The organism is Vibrio amylolyticus, assembly GCF_023145695.1.
GTDB classification, from domain to species: domain Bacteria; phylum Pseudomonadota; class Gammaproteobacteria; order Enterobacterales; family Vibrionaceae; genus Vibrio; species Vibrio amylolyticus.
Window position 1 is genome coordinate 56,516 of record NZ_JAJHVV010000014.1, and the last position, 24,772, is coordinate 81,287.

The 24,772-nt window shown below is 41.8% G+C and carries 22 protein-coding genes and 1 other RNA gene; 15 read left to right on the plus strand and 8 right to left on the minus strand.

Annotated elements, in window-relative coordinates; genetic code table 11:
- Positions 1 to 82: 82 nt before the first annotated feature.
- From dnaJ to grpE, 4 genes are all read right to left on the minus strand, one after another.
- Positions 83 to 1,228, minus strand: coding sequence for a molecular chaperone DnaJ (gene dnaJ, locus KP803_RS19010; RefSeq protein WP_248010430.1), 1,146 nt, complete (start codon positions 1,226 to 1,228; stop codon positions 83 to 85).
- A 262-nt stretch (positions 1,229 to 1,490) separates the two neighbouring features.
- Complete coding sequence (dnaK, locus tag KP803_RS19015) at positions 1,491 to 3,410, minus strand: molecular chaperone DnaK (RefSeq protein ID WP_248010431.1); 1,920 nt, start codon at positions 3,408 to 3,410, stop codon at positions 1,491 to 1,493.
- Between the two features lie 233 nt (positions 3,411 to 3,643).
- A complete protein-coding gene (locus KP803_RS19020) occupies positions 3,644 to 4,915 on the minus strand; it encodes a dicarboxylate/amino acid:cation symporter (RefSeq protein ID WP_248010480.1) in 1,272 nt (423 codons plus the stop codon).
- 302 nt (positions 4,916 to 5,217) lie between these two features.
- The gene (gene grpE / locus KP803_RS19025) at positions 5,218 to 5,820 is read right to left on the minus strand and encodes a nucleotide exchange factor GrpE (RefSeq protein ID WP_248010432.1); all 603 of its coding nucleotides are present in this window, start codon (positions 5,818 to 5,820) and stop codon (positions 5,218 to 5,220) included.
- 141 nt (positions 5,821 to 5,961) lie between these two features.
- Between grpE and nadK the strand changes: the two genes are divergently transcribed.
- From nadK to bamE, 3 genes are all read left to right on the plus strand, one after another.
- Positions 5,962 to 6,846: an NAD(+) kinase gene (gene nadK / locus KP803_RS19030; RefSeq protein ID WP_248010433.1), complete on the plus strand. Its 885-nt coding sequence runs from the start codon at positions 5,962 to 5,964 to the stop codon at positions 6,844 to 6,846.
- A 141-nt stretch (positions 6,847 to 6,987) separates the two neighbouring features.
- A complete protein-coding gene (gene recN / locus KP803_RS19035) occupies positions 6,988 to 8,652 on the plus strand; it encodes a DNA repair protein RecN (protein ID WP_248010434.1) in 1,665 nt (554 codons plus the stop codon).
- Between the two features lie 195 nt (positions 8,653 to 8,847).
- The gene (gene bamE, locus KP803_RS19040; protein ID WP_248010435.1) at positions 8,848 to 9,207 is read left to right on the plus strand and encodes an outer membrane protein assembly factor BamE; all 360 of its coding nucleotides are present in this window, start codon (positions 8,848 to 8,850) and stop codon (positions 9,205 to 9,207) included.
- Between the two features lie 65 nt (positions 9,208 to 9,272).
- Here bamE and KP803_RS19045 read toward each other — a convergent pair whose 3' ends face one another.
- Together KP803_RS19045 and KP803_RS19050 are read right to left on the minus strand one after the other, a co-directional pair.
- Positions 9,273 to 9,581, minus strand: coding sequence for an RnfH family protein (locus tag KP803_RS19045; protein ID WP_248010436.1), 309 nt, complete (start codon positions 9,579 to 9,581; stop codon positions 9,273 to 9,275).
- Positions 9,571 to 10,014: an SRPBCC family protein gene (locus KP803_RS19050; protein ID WP_248010437.1), complete on the minus strand. Its 444-nt coding sequence runs from the start codon at positions 10,012 to 10,014 to the stop codon at positions 9,571 to 9,573. Before KP803_RS19050 ends, KP803_RS19045 begins: the two co-directional genes overlap by 11 nt.
- Before the next feature lie 115 nt (positions 10,015 to 10,129).
- On the opposite strand from KP803_RS19050, the gene smpB reads away from it, so the two are divergent.
- The 10 genes from smpB to KP803_RS19100 all read left to right on the plus strand — a co-directional run bounded on the left by smpB (position 10,130) and on the right by KP803_RS19100 (position 18,919).
- Positions 10,130 to 10,612 (plus strand): SsrA-binding protein SmpB, encoded by a 483-nt coding sequence (smpB, locus tag KP803_RS19055; RefSeq protein ID WP_102404186.1) that lies wholly within the window; start codon positions 10,130 to 10,132, stop codon positions 10,610 to 10,612.
- Positions 10,613 to 10,678: 66 nt separating this feature from the next.
- Positions 10,679 to 11,045, plus strand: a transfer-messenger RNA (tmRNA) gene (ssrA, locus tag KP803_RS19060).
- A 186-nt stretch (positions 11,046 to 11,231) separates the two neighbouring features.
- Complete coding sequence (locus tag KP803_RS19065) at positions 11,232 to 12,479, plus strand: integrase domain-containing protein (RefSeq protein ID WP_248010438.1); 1,248 nt, start codon at positions 11,232 to 11,234, stop codon at positions 12,477 to 12,479.
- On the plus strand, positions 12,472 to 13,113 hold the full coding sequence (locus KP803_RS19070) for a hypothetical protein (RefSeq protein ID WP_248010439.1): 642 nt from the start codon (positions 12,472 to 12,474) through the stop codon (positions 13,111 to 13,113). The genes KP803_RS19065 and KP803_RS19070 overlap by 8 nt, the downstream gene beginning before the upstream one ends.
- Positions 13,114 to 13,227: 114 nt before the next feature.
- Complete coding sequence (locus KP803_RS19075; protein ID WP_248010440.1) at positions 13,228 to 13,434, plus strand: helix-turn-helix transcriptional regulator; 207 nt, start codon at positions 13,228 to 13,230, stop codon at positions 13,432 to 13,434.
- A 1-nt stretch (position 13,435) separates the two neighbouring features.
- Positions 13,436 to 13,849: a hypothetical protein gene (locus KP803_RS19080; RefSeq protein WP_248010441.1), complete on the plus strand. Its 414-nt coding sequence runs from the start codon at positions 13,436 to 13,438 to the stop codon at positions 13,847 to 13,849.
- A gap of 54 nt (positions 13,850 to 13,903) precedes the next feature.
- Positions 13,904 to 14,752, plus strand: a complete 849-nt coding sequence (locus tag KP803_RS19085; RefSeq protein WP_248010442.1) for a helix-turn-helix domain-containing protein — start codon at positions 13,904 to 13,906, stop codon at positions 14,750 to 14,752.
- Between the two features lie 408 nt (positions 14,753 to 15,160).
- Positions 15,161 to 16,519 carry an AAA family ATPase gene (locus KP803_RS19090; protein ID WP_248010443.1) on the plus strand — a complete coding sequence of 453 codons (1,359 nt, stop codon included), beginning with the start codon at positions 15,161 to 15,163 and terminating at the stop codon, positions 16,517 to 16,519.
- Positions 16,516 to 17,268, plus strand: coding sequence for an HNH endonuclease (locus KP803_RS19095; RefSeq protein WP_248010444.1), 753 nt, complete (start codon positions 16,516 to 16,518; stop codon positions 17,266 to 17,268). Before KP803_RS19090 ends, KP803_RS19095 begins: the two co-directional genes overlap by 4 nt.
- A 331-nt stretch (positions 17,269 to 17,599) precedes the next feature.
- Positions 17,600 to 18,919 (plus strand): MBL fold metallo-hydrolase, encoded by a 1,320-nt coding sequence (locus tag KP803_RS19100; protein WP_248010445.1) that lies wholly within the window; start codon positions 17,600 to 17,602, stop codon positions 18,917 to 18,919.
- Between the two features lie 223 nt (positions 18,920 to 19,142).
- On the opposite strand, the gene hflX is transcribed toward KP803_RS19100, so the two are convergent.
- Positions 19,143 to 20,483: a GTPase HflX gene (hflX, locus tag KP803_RS19105; protein ID WP_248010446.1), complete on the minus strand. Its 1,341-nt coding sequence runs from the start codon at positions 20,481 to 20,483 to the stop codon at positions 19,143 to 19,145.
- 532 nt (positions 20,484 to 21,015) lie between these two features.
- Here hflX and KP803_RS19110 point away from each other — a divergent pair.
- A complete protein-coding gene (locus KP803_RS19110) occupies positions 21,016 to 21,564 on the plus strand; it encodes a hypothetical protein (protein ID WP_248010447.1) in 549 nt (182 codons plus the stop codon).
- 235 nt (positions 21,565 to 21,799) lie between these two features.
- Here the strand turns inward: KP803_RS19110 and KP803_RS19115 are convergent, their stop codons facing one another.
- Positions 21,800 to 22,777, minus strand: coding sequence for an ion channel (locus KP803_RS19115; protein WP_248010448.1), 978 nt, complete (start codon positions 22,775 to 22,777; stop codon positions 21,800 to 21,802).
- A 393-nt stretch (positions 22,778 to 23,170) separates the two neighbouring features.
- Here KP803_RS19115 and KP803_RS19120 point away from each other — a divergent pair, with 393 nt between their 5' ends.
- On the plus strand, positions 23,171 to 24,715 hold the full coding sequence (locus KP803_RS19120) for an alanine/glycine:cation symporter family protein (RefSeq protein WP_248010449.1): 1,545 nt from the start codon (positions 23,171 to 23,173) through the stop codon (positions 24,713 to 24,715).
- Positions 24,716 to 24,772 lie beyond the last annotated feature (57 nt).

Here is a 24,772-nt window from a genome sequence, read left to right on the forward strand (position 1 = left end):
TCAGAATGCTAGATACAAAAAAGACCTGCAATATAGCAGGCCCTTTAGGTATTTTTTTAGCTAGAAAATACGTCGGCTGTCTCTAGCTCGTTAGGTCGTCAAAAAACTTCTTAACGCCATTGAAAAAACCTTCAGACTTCGGCTTGTGTTTGTTCGCCGCTTCGCCACCACAGGTATCTTCAAACTCACGTAACAGTTCTTTTTGACGAGAACTTAGCTTAACTGGTGTTTCCACCACAAGTTTCACAATTAAGTCACCAACACCGCCGCCACGAACGCCTTTAACGCCTTTGCCGCGCATACGGAACATGCGGCCTGTTTGTGTCTCATCTGGCACTTTCAAGTTAACACGCCCATCAAGAGTTGGGACTTCCACTTCACCACCTAACGCCGCCATAGAGAAGCTAACTGGCACTTCACAGTATAGGTTGTTGCCGTCACGCTCAAAGATATTGTGCTCTTTTACATGAACCTGAACGTACAGATCGCCTGCTGGTGCGCCCATATCGCCCGCTTCGCCTTCACCTGATAAGCGAATACGATCGCCAGTATCAACACCAGATGGGATTTTAACGTTAAGTGTCTTAGTCTTTTGCTTGCGACCTTGACCGTGACATGAGTTACAAGGATCTTTAATGATCTTGCCTTTACCATTACAGCTAGGACACGTTTGCTGAACAGCAAAGAAGCCTTGACGCATTTGAACTTGGCCATGACCGTGACACGTACCACATGTCTCAGGAGAAGAGCCTTTCTTAGCACCATTGCCATCACACGTATCACAATGCACTAGTGTTGGAATCTCAATCTCTTTAGAAACACCTTTTACCGCTTCTTCTAAAGTGAGCTCCATGTTGTAGCGAAGGTCGGCACCGCGCTGTGCACGTTGACCACCGCCACCACGACGACCACCGCCGAAGATATCACCGAAAACATCGCCAAAGATGTCACCGAAGTCACCTTGACCGCCGCCACCGAAGCCGCCGCCACCCATTCCACCTTGCTCAAATGCGGCATGGCCATATTGGTCATACGCTGCTTTCTTTTGAGCATCAGTCAAAATTTCGTACGCTTCTTTTACTTCTTTAAACTTCTCATCTGAAGTGTCATCACCTTGATTACGGTCAGGGTGGTATTTCATCGCTAAGCGCTTATACGCCTTTTTGATATCACGTTCAGATGCGTCACGACTGACGCCTAATACTTCATAAAAATCACGTTTTGACATGCTATTGGTCACCAATTTAATGCTACAAGCGGCTCTACACCCCTTGCTGTTGTATCGATATAGCTAAAGGCTTTGATAAATACTGACCACTTAACCGGGTTAGCAAGACATTTAGCTATATAGATACTTCAGGACAAACATACGGGCGTATGAGTTGCCTCAAACGCCCGCATTGATATCTAGATGTGCCTTTATCTTAATAAAGACACATAAAATCAGGAAGTTAGATTAAAAGTAATCATCACTTCCTGAGAAGATAGAATTACTTCTTATCTTCTTTAACTTCTTCGAACTCAGCGTCTACAACGTCTTCGTCTTGAGCTTGCTGTTGGCCTGCTTCTTCGCCGCCTTGAGCTTGTTCAGCTTGAGCTTTCTGCTGAGCAATCTCCATTAGCTTTTGAGAAGCTTCCATTAGCGCTTGTACTTTCGCGTCGATAGCTTCTTTGTCGTCGCCTTTCTTCGCTGTTTCAAGTTCTGCAATTGCTGCTTCAATCTTCTCTTTATCTTCTGCAGGTAGAGCTTCACCAGCTTCTTCTACTTGCTTCTGAGTACCGTGAATCATTTGGTCAGCTTGGTTACGTGCAGTTGCTAGCTCTTCGAACTTTTTGTCCGCTTCTTTGTTCGCTTCTGCTTCTTGAACCATTTTCTCGATTTCGTCGTCGCTTAGGCCGCCTGAAGCTTGGATAGTGATCTTCTGCTCTTTACCTGTCTGCTTATCTTTAGCAGAAACGTGTAGGATACCATCCGCATCAAGGTCGAAAGTTACTTCGATTTGAGGCATGCCACGTGGTGCAGCTTGGATGCCTTCTAGGTTGAACTGACCAAGAGACTTGTTGTAAGTCGCTTGCTTACGCTCACCTTGAAGAACGTGGATAGTTACCGCGTTTTGGTTGTCTTCTGCAGTAGAGAACGTTTGGTTCGCTTTCGTTGGGATCGTCGTGTTCTTCTCAACTAGCTTAGTCATTACGCCACCCATCGTCTCGATACCAAGAGATAGAGGAGTTACATCTAGAAGAAGTACGTCTTTAACGTCACCAGCTAGAACACCACCTTGAACAGCAGCACCCATTGCAACCGCTTCATCAGCGTTTACATCTTTACGCGGCTCTTTGCCGAAGAAATCAGTAACTTTAGCTTGAACCATTGGCATACGAGTTTGACCACCAACTAGGATAACATCATCGATGTCACCAACAGATAGGTCAGCATCAGCTAGAGCAACTTTAAGTGGCTCAAGAGAACGTTGTACTAGGTCTTCAACTAGAGATTCTAGTTTCGCGCGAGTTACTTTAACGTTCATGTGCTTAGGACCAGTTGCATCAGCAGTAACGTAAGGTAGGTTTACGTCAGTTTGCTGTGCTGAAGAAAGTTCAATTTTCGCTTTCTCTGCTGCTTCTTTAACACGTTGCATTGCAAGAGGGTCGTTCTTAAGATCGATACCTTGCTCTTTGTTGAACTCGTCTACTAAGTAGTTGATTAGACGGTTATCAAAGTCTTCGCCACCTAGGTGAGTGTCACCGTTAGTCGCTAGTACTTCAAATGTCTTCTCGCCTTCAACTTCGTCAATCTCGATGATTGAGATATCGAATGTACCACCACCAAGGTCGTAAACAGCGATAGTGCGGTCGCCGCCTTTCTTATCAAGACCGTAAGCTAGTGCAGCCGCTGTTGGTTCGTTGATGATACGTTTAACTTCTAGACCTGCGATACGGCCAGCATCTTTTGTTGCTTGACGCTGAGCATCGTTAAAGTAAGCAGGTACAGTGATAACAGCGCCAGTTACTTCCTCACCTAGGAAGTCTTCAGCTGTTTTCTTCATTTTCTTTAGTACTTCTGCAGAAACTTGAGGAGCAGCCATTTGTTGGCCTTGCGCTTCAACCCAAGCATCACCGTTATCAGCTTTAACAATGTTAAATGGCATGATTTTGATGTCGCGTTGTACTTCTTCGTCTTCAAAACGACGACCAATAAGACGCTTAATAGCAAATAGCGTGTTAGTTGGGTTAGTTACCGCTTGACGTTTTGCAGGCTGACCTACTAGTGTTTCACCGTCGGTGTATGCGATAACTGAAGCAGTTGTACGCTCACCTTCTGCATTTTCAATTACGCGTGGCTTGTCACCGTCAAGAACAGCAACACAAGAGTTAGTAGTACCTAAGTCAATACCAATGATTTTACCCATCAGGCGATCTCCGAATTAATTCTATTTTGATTTTCTATATCCCCTATGTGGGGGATAGATACTGGGCTTTCAACCCTTACGAATAAACAAAAAATGAATCTTTGTTTTGTATGCACCATAGATAAGGGCGCTAAATCCCATTTCAAGGGTTGATACAAAAAAAGTTATTATATTTCTCGCATAAAAAAACAGAGCCAAACGGCTCTGCTTTTAGATTCAATCACTAAGCTTTCTTAAGCAGTGGCGCGTGAAGGCTCTGCAACAGCTTCATTTTCAGCAACCTCACCTTCTGATTGAGCAACAATCGTATTCACAGCCGTGTCACCAACAACGTTAGATGACGTACAGAACATGTCGTTGATACGGTCTACCGCAGCGATGATTGCAAGACCTTCAGGTGGTAAACCTAGTTGATGCAGTAGAACACCAACCATAACCACACCACCACCAGGAACACCGCCTGCACCAATTGACAGAAGCAAAATAGTGAAACCAAGCGTAAACAGGTCAGCGGTAACAATTGGCTGTCCAAACGCATTCGCCACAAAAATAGTCGCTAAAGCAATATAAACAGACACACCCGCCATGTTCATCGTTGCACCTAATGGAACACCAAAACCAGCAACCGATTTAGACACGCCTAACTTCTCAGTTAAAGTGCGCATTGTCACAGGGATCGTCGCGTTTGAACTTGCCGTTGAAAGTGAGAAAAGAATTTGCTCACGAACCGCGCGAAGGAATGTTTTCGACGAACACTTGGTAGTTAGTGCAACCACTGTTGGATAGAAGATAAAGATTTGGAACAGCAGCATCGCAATAACTAAAGCAACATAGCCCGCAACCGACATTAATGTGCTTGCTTCTAACGTTGCACCCAAATTAATCATAAGTGCAAATACACCGTAAGGCGCAAGACCCATCACAAGGCCAATTAGCTTCATCATTAGCTCGTTACCAAGCTTAAATGCGTTAGCGATCGGTGCGCCGCGTTCTTTCATCGCTTGAATGCCGATACCCACTAAAATCGCCATAAAGATGATTTGTAGCATGTCGCCACTTGCGAATGCAGCAGCAGGGTTACTTGGAACAATATTAACGATTAGGTTAAAAATATTCGGCGTATCCGTTGTTACAAACTCAGCAGCGCTTCCAGTCGAAGCCACTAAGTTCGCACCAGCACCCGGTTGGAAAATCATTCCTATGGTTAACGCTAAAACGATCGCAATGACAGTATTAAGAATGTAAAGAGAAAACGTTTTACTGCCTAAGCGACCAAAAGAGGTGAGATCTTTCAGATCGACGATTCCGCAAACAATTGAAAAGAAAACTAATGGAACAACCATCAATTTGATCATTTCAACGAACATGGTACCAACGCCGTCAGCGAGCCCTAACAGGTAGGTGTCCATAAAAGTGACGCCGCTAAATAGGTATTGAATTGCGGTACCGATCATAAGGCCAGCGAAAAGCCCTACGAATATTTTGCTTGAGAGCGACTTATCCATCATTCTACTCCAGTTGTTGTGTGTGCATTTATGTTAAAAATTAGTTATAAACTCGGTCTATCGCCGAGAAGGCAGTCATAATACACAGACAAAACATAAAGAAAAGAACCATCCACCTTGCAGGTAAATGTAATAAATAGATATTAATTTCAACATACTTTAGATTATCAGCACATGACACTGAAGAAAAACAAGAAAGGCAGTGGATAATATTTTGAGAAAAGAATGTTAAAATGTTTACATCTAGGCAAAAAAAAGAGGAGCTTCTGCTCCTCTTCATAAATAACAATAGGTAGTAGCTATTACTTAGACACCATTACCATTGCAGGGCGAATAACTCGACCGTTTAGCTCGTAACCTTTTTGCATAACGAACATGACGGAATTAGGTTCATGATCTGCACTCTCTTGAATAGACATCGCCTGGTGCATTTCAGGGTTAAATGCTTCACCTTCTGGGTTGATCTCTTTCAAACCAAATTTAGCAACAACATCAACAAATGACTTATGTGTCATTTCAACACCTTCAAGAACAGGTTTAACCGCTTCGTTCTCAGCATCAGCTGATTGAATGGCACGCTCAAGATTATCAATAACTGGTAGTAGCTCTTCAGCAAACTTATTCAATGCGTACTTACGTGCTTTATCGATTTCTTGCTCAGTACGACGACGCATGTTTTCTACTTCTGCTTTTGCACGCAATACAGAGTCTTGTTGCTCTTGAACTTTTGCTTCACTCGTTAATAAAGCCGCTTCAAGTTGAGCAATCTTACTTTCTTGTTCGTCTAGCTGTAACTCTTCATTCCATTCAATATCAGCATCGCTTCCAACAACATCAGCTTCTTGCTCTGTGTTTTCAGTGTTCTTTAGTTCTTCTTCTTTCATTTTGTTTTCTTCGTTGCTCATGATATCTCCAGAATTCAATCAAACGTGCGCCTATACTCTTTGTTACTCATTTAGGGGCACAAAAATTCGCATAAAGGGGTGACTTGCCATTATTATGGGGATGAAGATTCTTGATTCAAGTCTAAATAGCCTGGAAAACCTATGAAAAAATGCTTTGAAGTGATTGCCATCATCGGAAAACCGCGAGATCAGCAAGCAATACAAACACATAAAGAGCTCTACCTATGGCTAACAGCTGAAGGTTACCACGTTTTTATTGATGACCGTTTATCCGATATTCTTGATGATATTCCAAAAGAGAGTTTTTCCAGCCTGATTGAACTTGGTAAAAAAGCCGACTTAGCCATTGTTGTTGGCGGCGATGGTAACATGCTTGGCGCTGCGAGAGTGTTATCTCGCTTTGATATCAATGTTATTGGAGTGAACAGAGGTAATTTAGGCTTCTTAACAGATTTAGACCCTGACAACTTCCAGTCAGACTTACTCAGTGTATTAAACGGCGAATATAGAATTGAGAACCGCTTTTTGCTAGAAACCGAGATCCATCGACATGGTCAAGTAAAAAGCCATAACTCTGCACTTAACGAAGCCGTATTACACCCCGGCCAAGTGGCGCATATGATTGAGTTTGAAGTCTACATTGATGACACTTTTGCGTTTTCCCAGCGTTCTGATGGACTCATTGTTTCTACACCAACAGGCTCTACCGCTTACTCGTTATCAGGCGGGGGCCCTATTCTATCCCCAAGCATAAATGCCATTAGTTTAGTGCCAATGTTCCCACACACGCTATCTAGTCGACCATTGGTCGTGGATGGAAACAGCCGCATCAAGTTAATCGTCTCACCAGATAACAGAGGCACACAAGAAGTTAGCTGTGATGGGCAGATATCTCTCCCTGTCTCCCCTGGGGATGAAATACATATATTTCAAAGCCCTACAGCGTTAAAGCTGATACATCCAAAAGACTACAGCTACTATCACGTTCTTAGGAACAAGCTTGGATGGTCAAGCAAACTGTTTTAGATCTCGCATCTAGACCTCAGTTGACCTTGCTCACAAAGTAGTCACATCTTAAAAATAACTTACCTGTACAACTTTACTGTATAAAGAAACAGTATATACTGTTTTCTTATACAGTATTGTTCAATTGTACAGGTAAATAAGATGCTGGCTCATTTAAGTGTAAACAACTTCGCTATCGTTAAATCTTTGCAGCTCGAGCTTTCTAAAGGGATGACCAGTATTACTGGTGAAACCGGCGCGGGTAAATCAATCGCTATTGATGCTTTAGGGCTTTGTCTTGGTGGCCGTGCTGAAGCAGGAATGGTAAGACAAGGCGAAGAAAAAACTGAAGTGAGTGCCGCTTTCTCTCTTGAAAATAACCTACACGCCACACGCTGGTTGGAAGATAACGATCTTCTTGAAGGCAACGACTGCATACTTCGCCGCATTATTAGTAAAGAAGGCCGTTCAAGAGCTTTTATTAACGGCAGCCCTGTCCCGCTTTCTCAACTAAAGTCTCTTGGTCAATTGCTGATAAACATTCATGGTCAACACGCTCATCATCAGCTGATGAAAAGTGAATACCAAATGGCGATGCTTGATCAATACGCAGGCCATACAAACCTATTAAAAAGCACTCGAAATGCCTATCAAAATTGGCGTCAGGCTGATAACAATCTCAAGCAGTTAAAAGAAAACAGCGCCACTAACCAAGCCCAGAAACAGCTGCTTGAATATCAAATTAAAGAGCTTAACGAGCTCTCTCTTGGCGAGGAAGAGTATGAACAACTCGAACAAGAACACAAACGACTCTCCAATAGTGGCGAACTTGCCTCAACCTGTCAGCAAGCTATCGAGCTTATCTATGAGGGTGAAGAAGTTAATGCGCTTGGTATTCTGCAATCAGCCAATCAGTCCTTAATTCAATTAGCCGAGCTTGATGAAAAACTGACAGAGCTTCCAAATATGATCTCAGAAGCAATGATTCAGCTTGAAGAAGCAAACGCTGAGCTGCGAAATTACCTTGATTGTATTGACGTTAATCCGGCCCGAATGGCCTTTGTAGAACAACGTTTTTCAAAAGTCATGTCTATTACACGAAAGCATCACGTAATGCCTGACGAACTGTATCAGCATCATCAAGACTTACTCGCTCAAATTGAAGCATTGGACTGTTCTGATGAACGGCTTGGAGAGTTGGAACAAGAAGTAGAAAACAAATATCAGGCATTTATCTCTGCATCAGAAAAACTCCACAAATCTCGCTGCCGTTACGCAAAAGAGCTCAATAAACTGATTTCAGCGAGCATGCATGAATTAAGCATGGAAAAAGCCAAATTCTGTATAGATGTCGATAACAAAAATACACATCCATCACCACTTGGTATGGACTCCGTTTGCTTTTTGGTTTCAACAAACCCGGGCCAACCACTCCAGCCAATTGCAAAAGTCGCCTCTGGTGGTGAGCTGTCGCGTATCTCACTCGCGATTCAAGTTATTACCGCTCAAAAAATTGAAACACCAAGTTTAATCTTTGATGAAGTTGATGTCGGTATTAGTGGCCCTACCGCAGCCGTAGTTGGCAAGATGCTACGAACACTAGGCCAATCGACTCAAGTACTTTGTGTGACACACCTCCCCCAAGTCGCTGGTTGTGGCCATCAGCAGCTCTTCGTTGCCAAAGCGACCAAAGCAGGAAAAACAGAAACGAAAATGTACACACTGGGTACTGAAGAAAGAATATCCGAGCTTGCGCGCTTATTGGGCGGTAGTGAAATCACCCAATCGACACTGGCTAACGCCAAAGAGCTATTGATTGCAGCGTAATCAACGTAAAAGTCTCAGGGCCTTGCAATACGCTAGGCCCAATAAGTTCCACGATTCGTTTTATTTTAACTTTCTTTGCAACCTATCTCTAAATTCGCGGTCTGAAACAGTTCGAAGGTGAAGGAGTTTTTTACTTCTGCGCTTAGGTTGTTTATTATCACCGCAGTTTAGTGTTTACTTGTTAAGAAAGAAGATATGCAGTTGAAAAAATGGTTAGTCATCGCACCGCTAGCAATCACCATGCTAACGGGTTGTTCTGTGATAGAGAAAGTGGTTTATAGAATTGACATTAATCAGGGCAATTACGTAGAGCAAGAAGCTGTCGATCAACTTAAATTTGGCATGACAAAAGAGCAAGTACGCTACGTAATGGGTTCTCCGATGTTGATTGAGAATGGTTACCCAGACACTTGGTACTATATTTATCATCACACCGCTGGCCACGACGAGTCGATACAACAGAACCTAGTCGTAAACTTTGACCCTTCCGGAACATTGGTTGATATTGCAGGTGAGTTCCCTGCTAGCGATCAGTTTTTTGAGAGCATTAACTAAGTTAATCACTCACACTATCGAATACAAAAACGGCTCGTCATATGACGAGCCGTTTTTAATTCATTCTACTGTTCTTTTGCAGCTTTGGCTTGCTCAGCCCTTTTTCTTCGGATCTCTTTAGGATCAGCTAGAAGCGGGCGATAGATTTCAATGCGGTCTTTGTCATGTATCGTTGCGTCGAGTTTTACATTACGACTAAACACACCCACTTTATTCTTCTTGAGATCAATGTCAGGATAAAGCGCAAGCACGCCTGATTGAACAATGATCTCCTCCACCGTCATCGACTTGTTCACCACTAAAGTAAAGACACGTTGCTCATCAGGAAGCGCATAAACCACTTCAACGTGGATCATTTCCGACTCAATACTCATAACAGCTGTAAACCTCTTTTGCGCGCTTGGTAAATGAATTCACCATATTGCTCGTCAAGTCGTTGAATATTTTGCCAAATGCAAGCTCGACCATTTTGCTCGAAAACTCAAATTCTAACTTTAATTCAACCTTACAAGCACTCTCATCAAGAGGGGTAAAATACCATCCACCAGTCAGTGAGCTAAATGGCCCATCGACTAAGTTCATAATAATAGATTGACCATGAGTTAGCTGATTTGACGTTGTGAATGTCTTGCTAATACCCGCTTTAGAGACATCAACCGATGCCACCATTGCAGTCTCTGACGATTCCAACACCTTGGAGCCTGAGCAACCTGGTAGGAATTGCGGGTAATTCGATACATCATTCACTAAGGCGTACATCTGCTCTGCACTAAACGAGACTAATGCCGAACGACTCACTTGTTTCATCTTAACTCCGGTACTGCTTTACATAATCAATCATTACTGTAATTCTACGTTTATTCTCTCTTAGAGCAAATAAAGGATTTCCTAACCGAAATCCAAGCCGTATAATGCAGGCACTATGGCAAAGAAATCAAAGAATAAAGCGGGTAGCAATACCATCGCTCAAAACAAAAAAGCTCGCCACGAATATTTTATCGACGATGAAATTGAAGCTGGCTTGGAGCTACAAGGCTGGGAAGTAAAATCTCTGCGTGAAGGCAAAACCAACATTGCAGAAAGCTATGTTTACATTCGTGACGGCGAAGCATTTGTAAGTGGCATGACAATCACACCACTCACTCAAGCTTCTACCCACGTTGTTGCTAACCCAACGCGTATACGTAAGCTACTACTCTCTCGTAAAGAACTCGATAACCTTATTGGTCGTATTAACCGTGAAGGTATGACGCTTGTTGCAACGGCGCTTTATTGGTCTCGCTCTTGGGTGAAACTGAAGATTGGTGTCGCAAAAGGTAAAAAGCTACACGACAAACGTACAGATATGAAAGAAAAAGACTGGGCTCGCGATAAAGCACGGATTATGAAGAGTAATCTGCGTTAATTCTGAGCACTTAAACGCACAAGGCTAGACAGGCAAAGCTTTTCTGGTACTATGCAAATAACACTTGGGGCTGATTTAGGATTCGACAAGAATTTTGCAGTTTGAGGTGCATGCCGTGGGGCGGTTGGCCACGTAAAAAGCCGCAAAAAAATAGTCGCAAACGACGAAAACTACGCACTAGCAGCTTAATAACCTGCTGAGAGCCTCTTTGCCCTAGCTTCCGCTTGTAAGACGGGGAATTACAAAGAGTCAAACCCAAACTAGCTAGATCGGATTCTCCCGCCTGAGAGATGAAGTTCGAAATTTAATTCAGGATAGTCATTTACTAGCGTGTCGGTTCGCAGGTACTTGGTGAATTTAAAGATCGACTAAGCATGTAGTACCAATGATGAATGATTTTTGGACGCGGGTTCAACTCCCGCCAGCTCCACCAAACGTTTGGAACGGGACATCTCAGGATGTCCCGTTTTTATTTTTAAAGCCTTATATATCAACGCATTAGCCGTATCGTAGCATTTCATTACATATCAACACCTCTCATGCCTTTAGTATTCCAGTTAGTATTCCAAGTAAGAAATCGTATTTTTGGAATACTAAACAACGTATCTGAGGGGATAACATGGCTCGCAAGACTACTCGTTTAACAGATAAAGAACTTAAAGCAGCAAAACCAAAAGACAAAGACTATGTATTGTCTGATGGTGAAGGCTTGCAATTCCGAGTCAGAAAAAATGGGACGACTCAATGGAATCTCAATTACTACCACCCCATCACCAAGAAACGCATTAACCTTGGTTTAGGCACATACCCTAACCTTACCCTAGCCAACGCCCGAAAGTTGGCGCTACAGGCTAAGGAACAGCTTGCACTCGGCATCGACCCTAAAGAATCACGCGAGAAATCAAATAAAGAACAAGCAGCCATCATTGAGCACACACTTTTCAACGTAGCTTCGGAGTGGTTTGAAGTGAAGCGTAACGATGTTACTGAAAACTACGCTAAAGATATTTGGCGCTCTCTAGAGCTTTATGTATTTCCTGCCCTATCCAAGACTCCAATATCTAAAATCACCGCACCAATGGTTATTGAGCTCCTTCGGCCTGTAGAGGCTAAAGGTAGCCTAGAAACGGTTAAACGAGTGACTCAACGTCTAAATGAAATTATGGATCACTCGGTAAACTGCGGACTAGCACCAGCTAATCCTCTCTCGGGTATTAGAGCCGCTTTTAAGAAGCCAAAAAAAGAGAACATGAAAGCTTTAGCACCTGCCGAGCTACCTGAACTTATGGCTGCGATTGCTAACGCCAGCATTAAGCGCACTACTCGATCACTTATCGAATGGCAGTTACATACCATGACACGTCCAAATGAAGCTGCTGGCGCTAAGTGGAACGAAATTGACCTTGAAAACAACCAGTGGTTGATTCCTGCTGAACGAATGAAAAAGAGAAAAGAACACTCTATACCGCTGACACCGCAAATGATCGCTATCTTGGAATCAATGAAGCCAATAAGCGGACACCGTGAATTTGTATTCCCTGCTGATCGTGATCCTAAACAGCCAACTAACAGCCAAACAGCAAATGCAGCCTTAAAACGTATGGGATTTGCTGGGCGATTAGTAAGTCATGGTCTCCGTTCAATAGCTAGTACCACTCTCAATGAACAAGGTTTTGACTCTGATTTAATTGAAGCTGCGCTTGCTCACGTAGATAAAAATGAAGTAAGACGAGCATACAATCGTACAGACTACCTAGAACGTAGACGACCAATGATGAAGTGGTGGAGTAACCATATCGAACAAGCCTCACAAGGTTCGCTATCTGTAACAGGTTACAAATCTCTAAGGGTTGTTGGCGATGAGTAAACAAACATATATAGATATTAATCCTAGCAAAGTAACTGCATCGGAAGTTCACGATCAAAAAGATGGTGTTGCTAAAGAAACAAGCATAGAGATAACACAATTCGTAGAGGACGAAATTTTTCTTGAATATGAAGATGAACTGTTCGAGTTTTTAAAAAGCCCTCCAAGCTATCTAGCCCCCGAACATCGATTCTACATTCAAATGCTGAATAACTTGATAAAAAGAGCTCCAGATAAAAAAGCTAGATTAGGTCGCCCAGAAAAACTACTTTCTGATTCTACTTTCGTTTGGGCTATTTGCGTTTTGTTAGGTAGCAAAAAAAAAGCACAACAGGCTCTAGGCATTGATACTAAAGCAATTCGCGTGCATATAAAAAAGCTTGATGAGTTAGGAATCAGCCCTTTTCCTGATAGGGAGTTTTGCCACAATGATGCTATTGGTAAAGCATCAGTAACGATTGAGTTTCATGCAATTCGAGTAGCAAAAGCTTATGAGGAGGGTTTGCAAGCCTCGACAATAATTGATGGAAGTAGCACGCTAACAGAAATTAGAAACTACTACATGAATACAAAAGACCAAGAATACTTGGCGAAATACCAGACACTATACAAAGACCTTATTCGTAAACAATAGAATCAGTTATTCACTATAAGGGGGGAATTAATCTCCCTCCTTTTTTTCCGTCTTACCTCAATTCAAAGACCTTATTAATCTCCTATTAGAAGTTACAGCACATTAGGAGAACGCATGAATACCCAAGTCCCAATTTCAATTATTCGCTTACCTGAAGTCATTCACTTAACAGGTCTATCACGTCCAACTATCTACCGCCGTATAGCCGAAGGAAAGTTCCCAAATCGCGTTTTGTTGGGGGAACGAGCTATCGGGTTCAAACTGCATGAAGTCATTGCTTGGATTGAAAACCTTGAAGTAAAACAAAATGGGGGAGCTTGATATGACACCAGAACAGCAAACAGCTCAACACCAATACATTGCTTTAAAACAACGTAATCACAAGCATATACGAGCCATAGAGCATCTTACAGATCTAGGTATCTGTATCCATAAATCGACATACAGCAATGAGTGGAAACTGCTTCACCTGTTAGCAAAGTCATATGGACAATATGTTTTCGTTCGTAAGTACAAACTATCAATTAAATTAGGTGTTACTTGCGGTTATCTCACTCAAAAAGCACGAGCGATCTTGAAAGATTACTCTAAGGGTTACCCCTTAATTGTGCCTACAGAAATTAATATCACTTCAAAACGAATGCTGAGTAATAACAATACCTTTGAGTCAACTAGTAAAGGCTCGTTGAAAGTTCGAACACCAAGAACTAGTAGCATCAAAGGTAAGTATAAGTAAGCAACACCTTGCCCCGCTTAAAAGCGGGGTTATTACCACTGGTATTTGTAACTAATGCTAACTATTCAAGATCTATGCTTCACGCTACAAGTATCAGAAAGCTCTATTAAGAGAATGGTTAACGACAAAACTCTCCCGCCACCGACCAAAGGGAGAAAGAACAAAAACACTTGGTTACCTTTAAAGCTCAAGCAGCACTCCCCTATTCTGAGTGAACTATTTGCTCACTTGCCAAACAAGGGAGAAAATCAACGCAAGTATCAGAAGAATAAACCTCACCAAACCACACAGCCTACATTCAGAAGTCCATTATCGGGTAAGCACTTACCCATTCTCACAAGTGCCACAAACGGAAGCCCTAGAGCTTGTTTCAGCGCTGAACTGAAACGCTTAAGCCTAACCTTTGAACCATTATTTAATAGCTTTGAGTTACCCATAGGCGTAATGCTCGGAGTAGGTGCAAAAGTCGTTAAACAGCATCAAATAAAAACCATGAGCGATATCATTAAGCCGATTAATCAGCAGCTCAAGATACTAAAAATAGAACCTTGCATATGGCGAGGGTGTGAAGAAATAACCTCAAATGGTAAGCACTACCACATAACAATCATGTTTGATTCCTTTCCTATGGCGAGTAGAACAGATGCCGCAAGAAAAAGAAAAATAAGAACGATACTCAAGCAACTTCCTTTCAAGGCATGGTTTGGTGACAATGATAAAGATCGCTTTGAGCGTATTAGGTTAATAAAAAGTTGGAACGACTATGAACGCTTTTTTGAGCACACAAGCTATCAAGCCAAGGTTGCCACCAAACCAACACGAGATAAACAAAGCTCATTATCAAAGCGTAAAATCGCCTTTAGTGGAACTAGGCTAAAACGGGCTTTAGTAGAGATGAAATGATACCCATAGAGCTTGTATTATAAGCTACGGTCAATTTGAGCTGGTTGGTAGCGTAGTTGAGCGACATAAAATCCAGTATCGCCACACGACTCAAAGTTGACAGCAGTAGGTACACCAAGGGATAGCATACACCACGGCTACTCAAAAACTCGGTGGAATGGATGACGTTTCTATATCCCTCTTTTTTAGCTTAACTTCATGTTCACTGTAATGGATTGTAAAAATACCGCTTAACTGGAACTAGAAACGACATTTAGAACACAAGTTACATATTTATAACAAGCTCTATATTTTGACCCAAAGTATGTTCGGCATAGGTGGCACATGAGATTTCTATGTTGCTTTCCATAAAGCATCAAGTCAAAATTATGGTATATTTATAGTAATTTATTCCATGATTAGTCTTCTATGATCACTAGTATTCAATTAGAAAACTTTAAACTCTTCTCTGAAGAAACGTTCGAGTTTAACCCTGAGTTCAATCTTATTGCAGGTGTTAATGGTAGCGGTAAAAGCTCTCTTCTCAAGGCAATCGCTATATCATTAGCTGGTTGGGCGCATGCTTATATTAAAAGTGAACAGAATCTTCGACTAATCGAGGATAATGAAGTGCGAGAAATTGAGAGGGATGGACGCTTTGACCTAACTAAAAAGACATCAATTAGTGCGACTGGTGTTTTCCCAATTATTAGCCGACTTGGGCATTCAATTAACGGTAAAGTTAACTGGAAACGCTATAGGGAAGAAGGTTCTTCAAACACGTACTTAACTGGCGGCATTCGATATGAAAATCGCTACGATGGTTCATACTCCCCGACGGAATACAATCTAAACTTATCGACTCTAGGTAGTGATGTTTTAAGATACATAGAGAAAGATAAACACTTTGATTTGCCAGTAATTGCATTTTATGAGTGTGACAGGTTATGGATATCAAAAGGAAACATTGATGTTGAAAGTTCAGCTTCAAAGCAGTTTTCAAGGTTCGATCCTTATTTAGATTGTTTCCACACTGGTGCTGATGATAAAGCTATTGGTGAATGGTTACTAAAACTTGAATTAAGTGAACTACAAAAGAAAGTTCCCAGCCCAATGAAGTCAGCTATAGAGTTCGCAGCGAAAGCAGCTATGGAAAGTTGTGTTGGCTTTGGGTTTGATTTTGAAGAATCAAGGGTGATGGTTCGTTATGAAGATGGTAGCTCGACACCATTCGAGCATCTTAGTGATGGACAAAGAACTATATTAGGTTTGTTTTGTGATATAGCTAGAAGAGCAGCTATTCTTAACCCACATTTAAAAGAAAATATTTGCTCTGAAACTAAAGGGGTAATATTAATAGATGAACTTGATCTTCATTTACACCCTAAATGGCAACGAAGAGTAATTGAAGATCTAAGAAAAATCTTCCCGAAAATGCAGTTTATATGTACAACTCATTCTACTTTTTTAATTCAATCATTACGTAATAGTAGCGAACTAATTATGATGGATGGAGAACCCTTATTAGACTATAACAATAAGGGAATTGAAGAAATTGCTCGCAATATGGGGGTATCTAGCCCCGAAGTGTCTCAGCTATATGAAAAAATGAAAAATACTGCTCATGATTTTTTAGATACTCTTGACAATGAAGAGCTGTCTCCAGAAGAATTTCATGAACGTTTTAATGTTCAGTTAGCTAGTATTATTGCACCATATTCGAACAATCCTGCGTATCAAGCATTTCTCGAACGAAAGTATGCCCTTAAAACTGGGAAAGAGTTATGAGACCAGTGTCTAAAGGTAACGCTCCTGTAGGTGTTACCTTTACTAACTATCGGGAGTCTTTTGATTATCTATTAGATCGAATCGGAATTGGGGAATATAACAACATTAAGTTAGCTCAGTATTGTAGTTACTGTGAGAGAGTGATTCCTACTAATCTCGCTGTTGAGCACATAGAGCCAAAGAAAGGCCCGTATGCTCAACCGCACTTAGAAAACACGTGGACTAACTTTCTACTCGCATGTGTAAATTGTAATTCTAAGAAAGGCTCAAAAAGAGTTCAATTTAGTATGCTGTACCTTCCTGATCGAGACAATACTTTCCATGCTTTCGAGTACCGCCATAATGGTGAGGTCCACCCTAGCCCTGCATTAAACCGCGATCAAAAAGTTATCGCTCAAAATACAATTAATTTAGTTGGCTTAAATGAACCTATAGATACTGATGTAGATGGTGTAGCAAAAGATAGACGAACACAGCGCTTAAACGCGATTTCTCTAGCTTTAGATTCATTAGAAGACTTAAAAACAGACCCTCAAAATCAAACAATACAGAACCTTATAGTGAAAGGAATGTTAAGTAGTGGCTACTTTAGTATTTGGATGTCAGTTTTTGATGCTTACCCTATCATTAGACGTTTGTTTGTCGACTCAATTCGAGGCACTCAGCAAAGTGGATGCTTTGACGCTAATGGAAAAACCTTACACCCCCACCCAAACCCTGACAATCTGCAACTTGGTGGAAAAATATAATTATGATTAGCGTCATTGGTACTGATTTAATTTATACCCCATTATGAGCTAATCAACACACTTAGCATTCCAAATGGTATTCCAACAGAAATTAAGAAACAAAATAACCAATAAAAATCAATAATTTAAAACACAAATTCAACTTACGCCAGCGTTTGGAAAGGGCCAACTCGCAAGAGTTGGCCCTTTTTATTTATCTTGATTCAGAACGACCGCAACATTAAGTAACACCAGACTAATTACCCACTCAATCGTCACAATATTTCCCTGCCTTTCCGTACTTACTCATTACCTTTGATACCGTTGACACGTATTCACTGCGGAGTAGCTTATGGAAATCTTTCACCATGGAGGCAAAGACACCGTCACAGGTTCTTGCCATGAATTGAGAGCGAATAACCAAGCGATACTCATTGATTGTGGGATGTTTCAAGGGGCTGATACACGCCCTCTAGATATTGAGTTTTCAATCAACCATCTTGATGCACTGTTACTTACCCATTCCCATATTGATCATATCGGGCGCTTACCTTGGTTACTAACATCGGGTTTTAATCAGCCCATTTATTGTAGCGAAGCAACGGCTGAACTTGTTCCACTCATGTTAGAAGACAGCCTAAAACTTCAGTTAGGGTTAACAGGTAAAAAAGCAGAACAGTTTTTGAATCGTATACGTAGATTACTTCACCCTATCAACTACAACCAATGGCTTCCCGTGACTCAAGACCTAGAATCTGGGCTTTGGGCTCGCTTTCAACCAGCAGGGCATATTCTGGGTTCAGCTTATATTGAAGTTCGCTTGCCTAATCAAGAAGTGGTCGTCTTTTCTGGTGACTTAGGGCCAAGTAATACCCCCCTTCTGCCTGACCCAGTTCCTCCACAAAGAGCAGATCATCTAATCATAGAGACAACCTATAGTAATGCCATCCATGAGGACATCGCGACCCGCTCTAAACGTCTCCGTCAGATAATCGAACGATCTTTACTCAATGGTGGCGTTATACTAATTCCCGCATTCAGTGTGGGCCGAACTCAAGAGTTGTTATTTGATATTGAGCAACTGATCTTCTCAAAGAAAATTGAGGTGGACTTACCTATCATTCTCGACTCACCAATGGCGCAACGTGTTACCCAATCTTACCGCCGCTTCAAGCAATTATGGGGACAAGAGGCCAAAGAGAGATTGGGAATAAAACGTCACCCACTCGCCTTTGAGCAATGTATCATGGTTCAAGACTATCGAGCCCACCAGCGTTTAGTGAACCGACTAAAATCGACCGGAGAGCCCGCTATCGTCGTCGCTGCCTCTGGTATGTGCCAAGGTGGTCGAATAATGGATTATTTGAAAGCACTCCTTCCCGATAAGCGAACGGATATAATTTTTGCTGGCTATCAAGCCAAAGGAACTTTAGGTCACTCCCTTCAACAACAAGCATCTTCTGTCATTATTGATGATGAAAATATATGCGTTGAAGCTGAAATACACAGCATGTCAGGTTACTCTGCTCATGCTGACAAAGCAGACCTTATTAAGTTCATTAAAGGGATATCTCCCCCACCGAAAATTATCCATTTGGTACATGGTGAACCTAAAGCTAAACAACACTTTGCTAGCCAATTAGCAGCCCAAGGACTCAATGCTATTAAATGATTTAAAAACAAATACTTAACTACAATTAATTCAATGGACGCTAGGTAATCATTTGGTTTGGGTTACTATGATCCTTTCCCTTTTTTATCATTAAACCACCAGGTATATAAACGAAAAAAGCCTCAACAAATGTTGAAGCTTTTCATCAAACATAACCGGAAAAACAATAGAAATTCACACCGAATGAGATTAGCGAGCGCTGCTCTTTCTACTCTTCTAATGATCAGTTTTGCATTCGCTTTTTGAGTCTTGCTAAATCAATTGGGCTTGAACGTACAGAAAGTTTTATATGGTCGTACTCATACTCTTCTTTAGTGACACTCATGCTTGAGCGAATTTCACCAATAATGCCGTTTGCGGTATAAGGGACAATAATCTCATCTTCTACCATTTCGTTCTCAGCAGAACTAACAATGTATGCATGCAGTTTAGCGATATCGAGTGGGTTACGAGTTGAGGTCATCATGGCATCTGGAAACTCTTCCATCAATGCGCTCTGTTGCTCTTCACTCAATCGATCGGATTTATTCAGAACCAGAAGCTTCTTAATATCATCAACGCCAACCTCTTCCAACACCTCGTGTACAACATCTAGTTGGGTGCGAAATGTCTTATCTGATGCATCAACAACATACAATAACAACGATGCATCATGAGCTTCAGCCAGCGTTGAGTGGAATGAAGCAACGAGATCATGTGGCAATTTTTTAATAAAGCCAACGGTATCAGAAACCAATATACGTGGTTGTGTTTCCGGGTAAAGCGCACGTACGGTTGTATCAAGCGTAGCGAACAGTTTATCTTCCGATAATACGTCACTGCCTGTAATGGCTCTCATCATAGATGACTTGCCTGCATTGGTATAACCTACTAATGCAACACTGAATAACTCAGAACGCTGTTTACGGCGGCCTTTTTGCTCAGCCTGAACACTAACAAGCTCACGCTTCAACTCGGCGATTTGGTCGCGTACTTTACGGCGATCCAGCTCAAAGTTTGTTTCGCCTGAACCCGCACCCATTTGGCGCTCATTATCACCACGCATCGATTCTCTTAGTCGTGGTACCATATAATTAAGACGAGCAATTTCCACTTGTAAGCGAGCGGTTCGAGTTCGAGCGTGTCGGCTAAAGATTTCAATGATGATACCCGTACGATCATACACTTCTACGCCAAGTTGATTTTCAACATTACGCATTTGTGACGGCGTTAAATCGCAGTCAAACACCACAACGTCTGCACTTGAAAGCGGCAAGTTTTCAGAAGGGAGATCGTCAAAGTCCGTATCATCAAAAAGTTCTTCTAGCTCGTCTTCCTCTTCTTCAATAGAGCCTTGGTTACCTGTAAGGCGGGCAATTTCAGCCAACTTTCCTAGGCCCAGTACATTCAGTCCTTGAGTTGAGCTCTGTTTTTGCGACTGAGTTCCAACCACTTTAAACCCAAGGGTAGTCACCAAGCGAGCTAACTCTGCAAGTGATTCAGCCGCCTCATCACCTTTAAAATTCGGTGTACAGATGGAGATAAGTAATGCGTTATTCAGTGACGGTTTAGCGGTTAGTTTCATAATTTATGATGATAGAGCACTAAAGTGCAGGCCTAGTTTGGAGTCAAAAGTGGCCCGATCCTACGCTGTTATAGGCAAGCTTTATAGGTTAATGAGGCAGTTAAGTGTATTTATTATTTTAGTTATCGAAAAATCATACACTTAAAAGCGTCCATAATATCATCGCCATAGCGTTGGGATCATGGGTAACCTAAAGCTTTAAAAGGTACCTTTCGCTAAAATAAGACAAAGCCAATAAGTAGTTAAGCCAGATAAAAACAAAGACTTAATCACAATAAAACATTGAGTGGACATGGTAACGATCGGCAAGGCTTACTATGATACATTCCCTCTAGCGACTCATTTAGGTTAGTGTTTCTAGCTAGGATGAATACCCTTTTTCAGGTATCGTAGTTTCGCAACTTAGGAGGCTAATTAACCTTGGTGACTGTTGGCCTTGATAATTATTAGTCTTGATAATTAGTAACCTCGGTAGCAATTGTCCTTGCTAATTCCCTGTATAAATCACAATAATAATGTCGGTGTAATAACTATGGATAACTCTTCGATTGATTCCACCTCTTTTCACTCGGCTTCGCTCTATGACTTTTCCCGCTCGAGTCTTAACGCCATAATCTCTAAGCACCAAGTCGATGCTTCATTTAAGTTAAAGGAAAAGGTCGAGCTAATACAGTCGCAGTTAAATGAACTACTGCATCTGGCAGGCGATATTATTTTCGACTACCCCATCCCTCATAACGAGTCGAAATCGAACGTAATTTTCTTATATCGCGGCCTGGTCTTTGTCGTTATCTTTAAGTTCAACGAGAACGAGTATCACCAGAAAGACATCGACGTAACTCAGCAACTCGCGTTCGCTTTAAAAACACATCACTCACTTTGCCAAGATAGGTTTATCGTTCCGGTTTTAATCGCCACTGGTGCAGAGTCACAAGGGTGTGATATTCAGGTTAGTACGGAGCGAGTTATAAACACTATCGTTGACAATGGTCATAACCTCGCCGCTCTACTGGAGCACTTTTCTAACCAGTTTAAAGCCGACAAGATAGATGCTGATGCATGGATAAGCGAGAATAACTAACACACTAGCAGAGTCGACTTTGAAAGGTCTCGGCTTCTAGTGTGCCTACTTTACCTGTCTTTTGGGCGACATCGATTTTAGTGGCATTAACTTAATGGCATGGCTTTCAAAGATAAAGCAGACGGAAATCAATTCGTCTGCCATTGCATATTTCCGCTTTACCTTACCTTATCTGTATTGAAGTTCTAACTATTAGGCTAATACCTCCAAGAATTCACCCGCAACAATGGGGAACTTACCGAGTCATTTTTTTAACAAACACCACCACAAATAACGCCATGGTAAAGCTCCCTAAAAATGCCTCGAAAGCAGCTATAAACCTTGCAACGCCGTGAGGCGAGATGTCTCCATAGCCAAGCGTGGTAAAGGTCACAACGCTAAAATAGACCGCATTAAAAAACTCATACGCATAAAATCGCCAACCTTCTACATCGGCATAGATCGGGTTACTAGCCGTCGTATCCAGAACAAAATACGCCATCGCACAAGCAAAAATTAAAAACAATGAAAACGTCACGACCCTTATTGGTGACTCGCCATAACCACAAAACAGATCAACCGTTTTTGAAATAAATCGATTAAAACTAAAGAGTGGCATTTGATAGCGACGATACCTCATCTCTTTTTTAAAAAAGGTTCCTGCCGTCTCAAATAACCCCTCTTTCTCACATTGCTTACGGATATTTCGACAGACTTCTTCGGCCTCCTGACACAGAGACACGACTTTGTTTCTATCGCCTTGTTTTAATGCTTTTCTGGTATCAATCTCTTGTTTTAAAGAGTCCCCCCACTCTATATTTTCAAGCCTTGCCCTACTTAAGTCGGCCCCTAATAAGTTACAGTTATCTAGCTTTGCACAGTGTAAATTTGCTGAGCACAGCTTCGACTTCATTAATGAAGACCCTTGTAAATCTAAGCCAAAAAAGTGTGCATGCGATAAATCTGCACGGTAAAAATCGACATCTCGACATTTATAGCCTTCTTTGCATCCTCGGTTGACAAGATTAATGTCAACCAAGTCAGCTTTAGCCAACTGAAATCCATCTAAAGGCTTCCCTTCAGCGGCCCAGTTTTCAACCTGTTCACGTACGTTATCTTTGCTTTTATCGACGCTTGGATCATGCCAGTAACAGAGTCCTGACTCTCCACAAGGTTGGTCGCAATGCCAGTTATCGGGGCTTTGATAACGACATTGGTTCTCTTTTGCTTTCATAGGCATACCCCTCAGTACTTAAGTGTAGGAGGTCGCTATTAAGTTGCCATTGAATTTTTGTTATGGCGATGAACAACATTCATGAAATGAAATTTAAACTCAGGTACAAGATAAAATAACTCTCTTAACGAAAGTAAACATTCAGCATTTACCACTAAATAACTTCAATACACCATCCAGACCCATAGTTCACCATTTAACAAAATTATAACTCAATAAATACGTATTTACCAAATCACTAGATATTTCATCTATCAATTAAACCAAAGGCAGTTTTGTGTACTGAGTCACAGTCATCAACCACAACAGATAAAAGTGTTAACAAATTAGCTACAAAAAAGTTAATGTAACGGCTGAAAAATAATCACCACTACATAAACAGGGAAAATACTCATGCAGTCATTTGTTGATTTCTTAAACGGAATTATCTGGAGTCCAGTGCTAATTTACTTGTGTCTCGGCGCTGGATTGTTCTATTCCGTTTTAACTCGTTTCGTACAGATCCGTCACTTCTTTGAAATGTGGCGCCTACTTCTATCAGGTAAAAGCTCAACGAAAGGTATCTCATCATTCCAAGCTTTAGCGGTGTCGCTTTCTGGGCGTGTAGGTACAGGTAACATTGCAGGGGTGGCTGCGGCTATTGGTTTTGGCGGCCCTGGTGCCGTATTCTGGATGTGGGTTGTTGCCTTCTTTGGCGCTGCAACGGCCTATACGGAATCAACACTGGCTCAAATCTATAAGGAAGAAGACGAAGGTCAGTTCCGTGGCGGTCCTGCTTACTACATAGAAAAAGCAATGGGTCAAAAATGGTATGCATGGATCTTCGCGATCATGACTATTTTTGCTTGTGGTGTTCTTCTTCCTGGTGTTCAGTCAAACAGTATCGGCAATGCCGTTGAAGCCGCATTTGGCTCTGGTGACATGATTGAAACCGCCATCGGTACATTCAGTTTTGCAAAAATCTTAACGGGTACTGTTGTTTGTATCATTCTTGCGTTCATTATTTTTGGTGGCGTGAAACGTATTGCTAACTTTACCCAAGTTGTTGTGCCTTTCATGGCATTAGCGTACATCATTACTGCGTTTGTGATTATTCTACTTAATATCGGTGAAGTGCCACGTATCTTCGCGATGATCATCGGGGATGCATTCACACCAATGGCAGGCTTCGGTGCGGCTATCGGCTGGGGTGTTAAACGTGGTGTTTACTCAAATGAAGCGGGGCAAGGTACTGGCCCACATGCGGCAGCGGCTGCAAGTGTTGATCACCCAGCACAACAAGGCTTAGTTCAGTCGTTCTCTATCTACATCGATACTCTACTCGTTTGTTCGGCGACTGCATTTATGATTCTAATCACAGGTGCGTACAACGTACATGGTGGTCCAGATGCATTCATCGTGCAAAACCTAGCTGAAAACATCAGTGCTAACGGCCCTGTATTCACGCAAATGGCAATTGAAAGTGCCCTACCTGGCGTTGGTAAGCCGTTTATTGCAATTGCACTATTCTTCTTTGCATTTACAACAATTCTGGCTTACTACTACATCGCTGAAACAAACATCGCTTACATCCGTAGAACCTTCAAAGTCAGTGGCCTAATGTTTGTTCTTAAGCTAGTGATTATTGCTGCTGTATTCTATGGAACAGTGAAAACCGCTAACTTAGCTTGGGCTATGGGTGATGTCGGTGTGGGCATGATGGCTTGGCTGAACATTGTCGGTATTATCATTATCTTCTTTATGTCAAAACCTGCCCTTAAGGCATTAGCCGATTACGAAGAACAACAGAAACGAGGTGTGACTGAATACACATTCAACCCTGTTAAACTTGGTATCAAAGGTGCTGACTACTGGGAAGAGAAGTACAAGCGCAAAACAGGGAAGTCTCCACAAGCAGAGCTTGAAGAGACCAAACCTGTAGAGCAGCCTTCTACTTAATCACATAAATTATCTCAACAGATATAGAAAGGGTTAGCCATGAGCTAACCCTTCTTT